The 9,364-nt window shown below is 67.3% G+C and carries 13 protein-coding genes; 4 read left to right on the plus strand and 9 right to left on the minus strand.

Going from position 1 to position 9,364, the window contains the following annotated elements; translation table 11 throughout:
* Together ACFR9S_RS11700 and ACFR9S_RS11705 are read left to right on the plus strand one after the other, a co-directional pair.
* The coding region (locus ACFR9S_RS11700) for a hypothetical protein (protein ID WP_379818743.1) at positions 1–222 on the plus strand (222 nt) is incomplete at its 5' end.
* Between the two features lie 25 nt (positions 223–247).
* Positions 248–700: a VOC family protein gene (locus ACFR9S_RS11705; protein WP_379731058.1), complete on the plus strand. Its 453-nt coding sequence runs from the start codon at positions 248–250 to the stop codon at positions 698–700.
* Here ACFR9S_RS11705 and ACFR9S_RS11710 read toward each other — a convergent pair.
* From ACFR9S_RS11710 to ACFR9S_RS11735, 6 genes are all read right to left on the minus strand, one after another.
* On the minus strand, positions 672–1,952 hold the full coding sequence (locus tag ACFR9S_RS11710) for a TRAP transporter large permease (protein ID WP_379731057.1): 1,281 nt from the start codon (positions 1,950–1,952) through the stop codon (positions 672–674). The genes ACFR9S_RS11705 and ACFR9S_RS11710 overlap by 29 nt on opposite strands.
* Complete coding sequence (locus ACFR9S_RS11715; protein ID WP_379731056.1) at positions 1,952–2,428, minus strand: TRAP transporter small permease; 477 nt, start codon at positions 2,426–2,428, stop codon at positions 1,952–1,954. The genes ACFR9S_RS11710 and ACFR9S_RS11715 overlap by 1 nt, the downstream gene beginning before the upstream one ends.
* On the minus strand, positions 2,429–3,493 hold the full coding sequence (gene dctP / locus ACFR9S_RS11720) for a TRAP transporter substrate-binding protein DctP (protein ID WP_379731055.1): 1,065 nt from the start codon (positions 3,491–3,493) through the stop codon (positions 2,429–2,431). It abuts the gene before it with no gap.
* 333 nt (positions 3,494–3,826) lie between these two features.
* Positions 3,827–5,143, minus strand: a complete 1,317-nt coding sequence (locus ACFR9S_RS11725) for a phosphoribosylamine--glycine ligase (protein WP_379731054.1) — start codon at positions 5,141–5,143, stop codon at positions 3,827–3,829.
* 60 nt (positions 5,144–5,203) lie between these two features.
* Positions 5,204–6,013, minus strand: a complete 810-nt coding sequence (locus ACFR9S_RS11730; protein ID WP_379731060.1) for a carbon-nitrogen family hydrolase — start codon at positions 6,011–6,013, stop codon at positions 5,204–5,206.
* Between the two features lie 26 nt (positions 6,014–6,039).
* Entirely contained in the window at positions 6,040–6,474 is a 435-nt protein-coding gene (locus tag ACFR9S_RS11735; RefSeq protein ID WP_379731053.1) for an SRPBCC family protein, read from the minus strand.
* 106 nt (positions 6,475–6,580) lie between these two features.
* Here ACFR9S_RS11735 and ACFR9S_RS11740 point away from each other — a divergent pair, with 106 nt between their 5' ends.
* Complete coding sequence (locus ACFR9S_RS11740) at positions 6,581–7,540, plus strand: phosphotransferase family protein (RefSeq protein ID WP_379731051.1); 960 nt, start codon at positions 6,581–6,583, stop codon at positions 7,538–7,540.
* A gap of 12 nt (positions 7,541–7,552) precedes the next feature.
* Here ACFR9S_RS11740 and ACFR9S_RS11745 read toward each other — a convergent pair whose 3' ends face one another.
* Both ACFR9S_RS11745 and ACFR9S_RS11750 read right to left on the minus strand, forming a co-directional pair.
* Positions 7,553–7,780, minus strand: coding sequence for a DUF7123 family protein (locus tag ACFR9S_RS11745; RefSeq protein WP_379731050.1), 228 nt, complete (start codon positions 7,778–7,780; stop codon positions 7,553–7,555).
* Between the two features lie 42 nt (positions 7,781–7,822).
* Positions 7,823–8,029 (minus strand): DUF7525 family protein, encoded by a 207-nt coding sequence (locus tag ACFR9S_RS11750; protein ID WP_379731049.1) that lies wholly within the window; start codon positions 8,027–8,029, stop codon positions 7,823–7,825.
* A 455-nt stretch (positions 8,030–8,484) separates the two neighbouring features.
* Between ACFR9S_RS11750 and ACFR9S_RS11755 the strand changes: the two genes are divergently transcribed.
* Positions 8,485–8,952: an NUDIX hydrolase gene (locus tag ACFR9S_RS11755; RefSeq protein WP_379731048.1), complete on the plus strand. Its 468-nt coding sequence runs from the start codon at positions 8,485–8,487 to the stop codon at positions 8,950–8,952.
* Here the strand turns inward: ACFR9S_RS11755 and ACFR9S_RS11760 are convergent.
* On the minus strand, positions 8,953–9,364 hold a 412-nt coding region (locus tag ACFR9S_RS11760), incomplete at its 5' end, for an asparagine synthase-related protein (RefSeq protein ID WP_379818744.1).

Here is a 9,364-nt window from a genome sequence, read left to right on the forward strand (position 1 = left end):
GGCGGAAAGGACGGCGCCGGCCGGAGCCGACTCCCGTTCCTCGACGAGCGGAGCATCCCCGCGGCGACGGTCGCTCACGACACCGCCCGCATCGGCGACGCGCGTTCGACGTGGGAGGACGGCGTGGTGAGCGCAGTGAACGACACCGCGGCCGCCCGCGGCGCCTCGACCGGGATGGACTGTCGGGCATTCGTGGCGGCGTTGCGGGAGACGATAGATTGATGCCGCGAGCGCCGACGTGTGAGGTATGTTCACGCGCATCCACCACGTGGCGTTCGTGGTCGGCGATCTGGACGCGGCGACGGCCGCGTTCGAGTCACAGTTCGGCGTCGATCGGCTGGCTCGCGAGGAGATGACCGGGGAGTTCGAACTCGAGGTCGCGCTCTACCCGGTCGGCGACGCGCTGGTCGAGCTCATCACGCCGACGACCGAGTCCGGTTGGGTGTACGACCACTGGCGCGAGCACGGCGACGGATTCTTCCACATCGCCTTCGCCGTCGACGACATCCGGGAGCGGATGGCCGAGCTCCGGGCGGCGGGGGTCGGGTTCGCGAGCGAGGAGCCTCAGCAGGGGTACGACTGGCTGGTCGCGACGATGGCTGAAGCCGACACGCTCGCGCCCATGCAGTTGGTCGAGGACGACACGCCGCCGGAGGAGCGCCGGCGGCGGGCTACAGGTACTCGAGAATACTCAGACTGAGCGGCGGGTAGTAAGTGATCACCAGCAGCGCGATCGCGAGGATCACGTAGTAGTCCCGAGTCTCCCGGAACACGTCCCAGACCGGCTCGTCCGCGATGTCCGCCGAGAGGTACACCGAGAGCCCGAGCGGTGGGGTGAGCAGCCCGAGCATCAGGTTGAACACCATGATGACCCCCGCGTGGACCGGATCGACGCCGACCTCCGTCAGCGTGGGGACGACGATCGGCGTCATCATCACCAGCGCCGCGATCGGGTCGAGGAACAGCCCGATGAACAGCAGCACGAGGTTCACCAGGATCAGCACCACGATCGGGTTGGTCGACACCGACAGCACGGTCGTCTCGAACAGCCTGTCGACCCCCTCGACGGAGAGCACGTAGCTGAACACGCTCGCGGCGCCGAGGATTATCACGATCGTCCCGGTGGTCTCGACCGTCTCGGTGGCCGCGTTCCAGATGTACCGGAGGTTCAGGAACCGGTAGACGACGGTGTTGATCAGCAGGATGTAGAACACCGTCACCGCCGCGGCCTCGGTCGGGCTGAACAGCCCACCGAGCATCCCGGCGATGAGGATCACCGGCGTCAGCAGCGCCGGGAACGCCTTCGCGAACGAGGAGGCGATCTTGCTCAGCGAGGCCCGGTGGGAGTTGCTCGGGAGTCCGCGGGTCTTCGCGATGACCGCGGTGCCGAGCATCAGGAACGCGACGGTGAGCAGCGCCGGCAGCGCGCCCGCGAGCAGCAGCGAGACGACGGAGACCTCCGCGATGATCCCGTAGAGGATCAGCGGGATGCTCGGCGGGAAGATCGGGCCGGCCGTCGCCGACGCGCTGGTGACCGCCGCCGAGAAGTCGCCCTCGTAGCCGGCGTCCTTCATCGAGTCGATCAGGACGCGCCCGACGCCGCCGATGTCGGCGAGCGCCGAGCCGCTGATCCCCGAGAAGATCAGGCTGGTGAGGATGTTCACCTGCGCCAGCCCGCCGTCGTAGTGGCCGACCACGTCGTCGGCGAAGTCGAAGATCTTCTCGGTGATCTCGCCGTGGTTCATCAGCGAGCCGACGTAGATGAACAGCGGGATGGCCAGCAGCGTGAACGAGTCCAGCTCCCGGACCATGTTCACCGCGGGGAACAGCAACGGCTGGCCGCTGACGAAGCTGTACAGCGCGGCCGGCACCAGCAGCGCGATCCACACCGGCACCCGCATCGAGGCCAGCGCCACGAACATCAGCACCGCGATCAGACCCAGCACCGCCATCAGCGACGCACCTCCTGCACCGCGGAGTAGATGCGGTAGGCGTAGATCGACAGCAGGAACCCCGCCCCGAGCGTCGACGCCGCGTAGTAGAACGGGATCGGGATGTCGACGGCCGGCGACGTGGAGTCGGCGAACGTCACCATCGCGATTATCGAGCCGACGAAGATGACGTACGCCGCGTACGTGCCCACGAGCGTCACGAAGATGTCGTGGAGCGGCTGCCAGCGCTCGGGGATGCGGTCGGTGAAGTAGTCGATCTCGATGTGGCGCCGCTCCCACTCCAGGGCGCCGACGATCATGAACGTGAGCCAGACCGCGGCGGCCTGTGCGACGATCTGGAGCCCGCTGATGCCGAGGCTCAGGTTCCGTGAGACGACACGGACCAGCATCAAAACGAGGATGAGCAGCAGCGCTACCGCCGAGCCGCGATACAGCGCACTCGTCGCCCGGTCGAACGCGCGCTCGACCCGCGACATCTATTCCGCGGGGTAGCCGTTGCCGTGCAGCTGTTCGATCGTGTCGATCAGGTCGGGGAACTGGTCCCGGATGCGCTGGCGGGTCGCGCTCCGGAACGCGTCCATGTCGAGGTCCTCCGGCGGCACGATCGTGAGGCCGTTCTCACGCATGAACGAGCGGTGGTCCTCGAGGTTCGACTGGAGCGTCTCGGTCGCGCGGGACTGGTTCTCGCGCACCGCGTCGTACATGATCTGCTGTTGGTTGTCGGTGAGGTCGTCCTGGAAGATCCCCTCGTTGATGATGATCGCCAGCGGCACGTGCATGTGGTCGGTCTCGATGATGTGGCTCTGGTTCTCCCAGATGCCCGAACTCCGGATGATGTTGTAGGGGTTCTCCTGCCCCTGGATCGAGCCCGAGGCCAGCGCCTGTGGCACCTCCGAGAAGTCGATGTTCGTCGTCTCGGCGCCGAGGCCGACGAGCGCCTGCTCGTACATGCCGATCGGCACCGCACGCATCCGGTACTCGCCCAGTTCCTCGGGGTTCGTCGGCGGCTCGCCCTCGACGTTCAGCGTACACCGGCGGGTGCCCTGCACCACCGCGCCGAGCGACCGGATGTTGGTCTCCGAAGCGAGGTTCTCGATGACGTTCTGTGCGATCTCGCTGTCCTGCGGGTCGGTCTTCTCGTAGATGTCCTCGTAGGGGTTCTCCGGGTCGTAGAGGTACGGCGCGTCGAACACCTGTGCCGGCTGGTACTGGGTCCCCGTCAGCGCGTAGGGGATGACGTACATCTCCAGCGACCCCGAGGAGACGTTCTCGATCGACTCGATCTGGCCCCCCAACTCGCTGTTGCGGTACACCTCGATCTCGATGTCGCCGTCGGTCTCGGCCTCGACGTACTCTTTGATCCACGCCCCGGCGTCGCCGTGCACTGAACCCTCCGCGGCCGGCGAATTGACCCGAAGCGTCGTCGTCCCTCCGGTTAGCGAAGAGACACACCCGCTCAGTCCGGCGAAGCTACCGACCGCTGCGCCCGCTTTCAGGTACGTTCGTCGCGTGGTCGTTGGCTGATTGTCACCATCTACCATGGGCTATGGGCGGGCTAATGGGGTAAATAGCTTAGGCAAGCGTAAGTCAATATACGTCTCAATAGATGATAGATGTTTGATGCTATTGTCGGAATTCAATAATGAGTATCCGAGAGCGCCGCTACGGGGCGAATACACTTCGTTACGGGATCCGAGCGGCGTTGGATCGAACGGTATACACTCAAACTGTCAGTTCCCCCCGGTTCCAGTCGCGGCCGACGCCGGGCGAACGGTCGGGAGGCGGTCCTGCGGCGCTTCTGTGAACTGCTGGCCGGCGACGGGGCGCCGAACGAGACGCTGCCGTAACGGCGTCGACGACCGGGGCGACTGCCCTCAGGACTGCGGCCCGAGGTACCCCCACGCCTGCAGTCGGTCGCCGTCGCCGTCGATCCAGCGCTCGCCGATGTCGTCGCGGTAGTACATGTTGGGCATCACGATGTCGTCGATGCGGTCGTACGCCTGCTCCCGTGCGGCCGCCATCGTCTCCCCTTTCCCGGTCACGACGATCGGCATCCCGTTGTCGCCGGCGACGCGCCACTGCCCGTCGACCTTCTTCGCGTCCTCGATGTGGATCCCGTCACGGCTCTCGGTCTCGAACACGACCGCGGCGTTCCGGGAGCTCTCGTCGTACGTCTCCTCGTCGTCGAACGGGAACGGCGGCAGGACGATCCGGACCGCGATCTGGTAGCCGCCGTGTACGTCGAGGTCGGGGTCGTTCCCGTGGGCGAGGTCGTAGAAGAACTGCCCCGTCGAGGACTCGAACGACTCCTCCTGCAGCGCGATCGTCGGATAGCCGAACCGAGGGGTGAACTCCAGCGGGTAGATTCCGTTCTCGTTGACGATGCAGTTGATGTCGATACTGCCGACGTACCCCTCGTTCGCGAGCCAGCCTTCGAGCCTCCCGAACGTCTCCTCGAACAGTTCGTTCCGCCCGGCCCAGAACATCGACGTGCCCATCTCGCCGGTCGAGGGCCCGATGTTGCCCGGGAACAGCTTCTTGTGCTCGAAGTTGAAGTTCACCCGATCGACGAACTCGTTCCCGTCGAAGAACCCGCAGATGGCGACCTCGACGCCTTCGACCTTCCGCTGCAGCTGGAACCCCTTCATCCGGTGGCCCCACGCCTTCTCGTACGCCCGCAGGACGTCGATCACGTCGCTGCCGTCGTCCTCGTTCCCGACGTACAGCAGGCGTTTGACGTTCTGGACTTCACCGAGCGGTTTGATGACGTACGGGGCGGGGTTCTCCCGGACGTGCCGAATCCCCTCCTCGAAATCGTCGAAGACGTGGTGCTCGACGGTGTTGACCCCGTGGTCCTCGAGGATCTCCATCGCGTACCCGCGGTCCTCCTCAAGCCGGTCGGTGTTTGGTGTGCCGCCGACGACGGCTTTCCCCTCCTCGCGGAGCTCCTGCGCGAGCTTCCCCGTCCCGACGCTGTCGCCCACCCAGATGTCGTCGAAAATGATCACGTCGGCCCAGTCGACTTCCGCCTCCCAGTCGTCGGTCTTGGGGACGAAGCCGTCGCCGATCTCCTGATCGCTCTCGGCTTCGATGTGGTACTTCACGTCGTGGCCCTCCCGGTGGACCTGCCACGCGAGGTCGGTGATCAGCGCGGCGTCGGCCGAGACGAACAGGAACTTCTTCGTGTCCATACCGGCCGTTCAGCCGCCGGGGTAGAGGCTCTTTCGCCGATAGCGGAGAGAAACTGCCGCTTACAGCCGGCGGTCCCGCAGCGCCGGGAACTCCTCGCGGACCGCCTCGACGCGGGAGGGCGACAGCTCGGCCGTCACCAGTTCAGGGTCGTCGTCGCAGGTCGAAATCGGAGTCCCCCAGGGGTCGTACACCGTCGAGCGGCCGACGAGGCGGTCGTCGCCCATCTCCCCGGCGCCGTTGACCGCGGCGACGTAGGCGAGGTTCTCGATGGCCCGCGAGCGCGGGAGCGTCCGCCAGTGCTCGACCCGGGGGTAGGGCCACGCGCTCGGCACCAGCACCAGCGAGACGCCGTCGTCGGCGAGCTTCCGGTAGAGCTCGGGGAACCGCAGGTCGTAGCAGGTGGTCATCCCGACGGTGAACCCCTCGAACTCGACGGTCGGCAGCGACTCGCCGGGCGTGAGCAGTTGGTTCTCCGCCGAGTCGTAGCCGAACAGGTGCTGCTTGCGGTACACCGCCTGCACCTCGCCCGCGCGGTCGAGGAACACCGAGGCGTTGGCCAGTCCCTCGGAATCGGGCGTCGAAAACCCCGTCTCGGCGCTGACTTGGAGATCCTCGACGATGCTGCCGGCTTGGACAGCGACGCCGTGGTCGGCGGCGACCGCGGCGATCCGCTTCAGCGTCGGCCCGTCGAGTCCCTCCGCTTCCCGGGCGTAGGAGTCGAACGCGAAGTAGCCGACGTTGAACATCTCGGGCAGACAGACGAGGTCGGCGCCGTCCGCGGCCGCGCGCTCGATCGCCGCGACCGCGCGGTCGACGTTCGCCTCGACGTGGCCCGCCTCGACGCGGTGCTGGGCCAGCGCGACCGTGATCGCGTCGTCGCCGTCGCCGATCTCGCTCATGCTTTCAGCCCCAACTCCTCGCGGAGTGCGGCTTCGAGGTTGTCGAGTTCGGACTCGAAGTTCTTCTTGAAGAAGCGCTCGACGCCGGGGAGCCGGCCGTCGACGACGAACTCGTTGTGCAGCGTCGTCGTCTCGCCGTCGGACTCGATGGTGTGGGTGCCGGTCACCCGCAGCGCCGTGGACTTACCGACGAACTTGACGCGGTTCGGCGGGTCGCGCTCGACGTCCTCGGTCTCGATTGCGACGGTCGCGCCCACGCCCGGGATCGGGAGGCTGACGTGCCACGTCGCCTCCCGGCCGGCTTCGTCGGCGACTTCGTACGATTCGACGACGCTGATCGCCTCGGCGCGCTTGGCGGGGTCCGCGATGAACTCCCACACCTGCTCGGCCGGGGCGTCGAACGTGAAGGTCCGTTCGACACGGACGGTCATACCCCAGGCTACGGGTCGGGGGGTGATAACGGGTAGGGACTGCGGCCGACGGTGTCGCCCGACGTCCCACCACAAAACCCTTTCCGGGGTCAGCCGACCCACGGCCATGGACGAGCAGGTTGCGGACGCCCTCCGGCGTGCGTTCCCGGACCGGGAGATCGCCGAAGTAGGATCGACCGGACCTTCCTGGAACGATCTGAACCGGACTGTCGAACTGACGTTCACCGACGGCGAGACGATCTATCTCAAGATCTCGACGACCGGAGACGGCGAACGTGTGGCCCGCGAGCGATCAGTCATCGGTTACGTCGCGGAGAACGTCGACGTGCCGGTGCCGGCGATCACGGCTGCGGAGCCGGAGTACGAGGTACCGTATCTCGCGACCGCGGCAGTCGACGGCGATCCCCTGATCCGGCGTTGGGCCGACGCGAACACGGAGGAGCGGTCGACGCTCGTCACGGAAGCCGCGCGGACGTTCGCGACGCTGCACGCCGAGCGGTTCGACAGCCACGGTCGGATCGTCGGCGGCGGTCCCGACGGGCTCGCGCTCGAGGAGGGGTCGTGGACCGACGTGCTGATCGGGCAGATCGAGCAGATGCGCCGAATCGCGCCGGCGGAACGGTTCCCGAACTGTTTCGACGCAGTGATCGCTGCCGTCGAGGCGAATCGAGAGCGACTCGACGGGGCGCCCGCGGCACTGCTTCACGGCGATCCAGCCCACCCCAACGGATTCCTCACCGACGGGCGTGTCGGCCTGTTGGACTGGGAGATCGCCCACGTCGGAGACCCGGCACGCGAGCTCCACCGGGCACACCGTCAGCTCCTCGGTTCGCAGTACTTCGATGTCGCGGACGAACTGGAGGCTGTGCTGCTCGACGCCTACCGGGAGACTGCAGGCTCACTGCCGGAGGGGTTCGAGGCCAGGCGGGAGATCTACGAAGCGGTCGGCTACCTCGGACGGGCGGGCTTCTTCTCGAAGTGGGCGCCCGACGACGAGCGGCCGGACGAGGAGCTCGCGGCGGAAGTCGGGGCGGAGATGGAGCGGCGGCTGGCGAAAATTCGCTAGGCTGCGGTGCTGCTACCCCTGGGGCTCGACACGCCAGGTCGTGGATTTCGAGCGTCCCCACTTCTCGATCTCCACGTCGTCGGACTTCTCCGCCAGCGTCGGCAGTCGGCTGCCGACCTGCTTGGCCGAGAGGCCGATCGACTCGGCGATGTTCTTGGCCCGGAAGTACCGATCCCCAGAGGAGACGCTGTGGCGTAGGTACGCGACGATGCGTGCCTCCTCCTCGGTGTACTCGGTCATTCGTCGTGGCGTAGGGCGTTCGCGTTCTTAACGGTTTCCCGGCTACTCCCCCCAGAACAGGTGGATCGCGGCGACGGCGCCGACGCCGACGGTCATCGCGACCGCGAACGGCACCGCCGCGGCGTGCATCCCGCTGTCGAACGTCGCGCTCGGGTCGACCAGCGCCAGCCACGCCGCGGCCAGCAGCGCGACCACGGAGAGGGTGACGCCGATCCCGAGACCCAGATCGGACGAGTTTTCGTGTGCCATACTCCCGCCTCCGGGGGGCCGAAACGTAGTTCTTGCGACCGACCTCTTGCTGCGCGGCGCCGATGGAACGCTGTCCACACTTCCGCCGCAGATGCGGTGGCGCGAAGCGGGCGCGCCTCCGTGCGCGACCCGAGCGCGAGGGACGAACGAGCGAACGGAGTGAGCGAGTGAGTCGGCTGGGGAGGCGTGTGGGCTGTGCGGTCGGGTAGGACTGAAAGGGGCTGCCCGCTCGGCGAAGCACGGCGACGCAAGCACCGCAGGAGGGAACGAAGTGACCGACGAGGAGCGCAGCGAGTCGCGCGAGCCGAGCGGGCAGGGGCTTTCACGGTGTTGTCGTACTCACGCTTCACAAAACAGGTGGACCAATTGATCAATAACCGACTGAAACGCCCCCAACCACGACCGACCAATAATCGAACCGCAACCCCGAAACCCCACGGTGGTAATCGAGAGCCATGGAGACGACGCGCCACTTCACTGCCACCGTCTACATCGTCAACGACGGCGCCGCGGCCCTGCACTACCACCCGAAACTGGGAATTCACATCCCCCCGGGCGGCCACGTCGACCGCGACGAACTCCCCCACGAGGCCGGCCTGCGCGAGACGCGCGAGGAGACCGGCCTCGAACCGACGCTACTCGACGACACCGAGCCAGTCGGCGCGCCCGCGGGGCGAACCCTCCCCACCCCGCGGGAGCAACTCCTGTACGACATCGACACCGACGGCGAGGACGTGTTCCACCAGCACGTCGACCACATCTACTTCGCGACGGTCCCGAGCCGAGAGATCGACCCCGCCCCAGGTGAGGCCGGTGCCGACGCGTGGGACTGGTACGACCGCGACGACCTGCAGGAGAGCCACGTCGACGCCGACACGCGGGCACTCGCGCTGCGTGCGATCGAGGCCGCCGAGGAGAGCTAACTACGCCTCGCCCGCCACGAGCGCGTCGATGTACTGCCCGACGTGATCGTCCATCCGGCGCTTGTAGCCGGCCTGTCGAGCCAGCCGGTCCAACTCCCGTGCGGCGTAGGTGCCGTACTGGACGGCCTTCTTCTCGGCCCCGCGAACGTCGTCCGGAACCACGTCCGCGACCGCTCGGCGGAGCGCGATCTTCCGCTCCTCGTCGGTCGCGAGCAGGTCCGCGGGCAGTCGGAGCGCGGCGTCGACCACGCGGTCGTGGAGCAGCGGCGCGACCGGCTCGACACCGGCGGCCCGGAGCGTCAGCACGTCCCGCGGGAGCTGGTCGGGCAGGCTCCGGACCACCTCCCGCGTCGCGCCGCGAACCGTATCGGCGTCGACGCGGTGGTCCTCGGCGGGGTCGACGACCTTGCGG

It is taken from the genome of Halolamina salina, from assembly GCF_042678005.1.
Lineage (GTDB): Archaea > Halobacteriota > Halobacteria > Halobacteriales > Haloferacaceae > Halolamina > Halolamina salina.

Coding starts and splice junctions, on each gene's coding strand:
- ACFR9S_RS11725 (WP_379731054.1), bottom strand. CDS start 5,143: ATGGACACGAAGAAGTTCCTGTTCGTCTCGGCCGACGCCGCGCTGATC.
- ACFR9S_RS11735 (WP_379731053.1), bottom strand. CDS start 6,474: ATGACCGTCCGTGTCGAACGGACCTTCACGTTCGACGCCCCGGCCGAG.
- ACFR9S_RS11750 (WP_379731049.1), bottom strand. CDS start 8,029: ATGGCACACGAAAACTCGTCCGATCTGGGTCTCGGGATCGGCGTCACC.
- ACFR9S_RS11715 (WP_379731056.1), bottom strand. CDS start 2,428: ATGTCGCGGGTCGAGCGCGCGTTCGACCGGGCGACGAGTGCGCTGTAT.
- ACFR9S_RS11745 (WP_379731050.1), bottom strand. CDS start 7,780: ATGACCGAGTACACCGAGGAGGAGGCACGCATCGTCGCGTACCTACGC.
- dctP (WP_379731055.1), bottom strand. CDS start 3,493: ATGGTAGATGGTGACAATCAGCCAACGACCACGCGACGAACGTACCTG.
- ACFR9S_RS11705 (WP_379731058.1), top strand. CDS start 248: ATGTTCACGCGCATCCACCACGTGGCGTTCGTGGTCGGCGATCTGGAC.
- ACFR9S_RS11740 (WP_379731051.1), top strand. CDS start 6,581: ATGGACGAGCAGGTTGCGGACGCCCTCCGGCGTGCGTTCCCGGACCGG.
- ACFR9S_RS11710 (WP_379731057.1), bottom strand. CDS start 1,952: ATGGCGGTGCTGGGTCTGATCGCGGTGCTGATGTTCGTGGCGCTGGCC.
- ACFR9S_RS11755 (WP_379731048.1), top strand. CDS start 8,485: ATGGAGACGACGCGCCACTTCACTGCCACCGTCTACATCGTCAACGAC.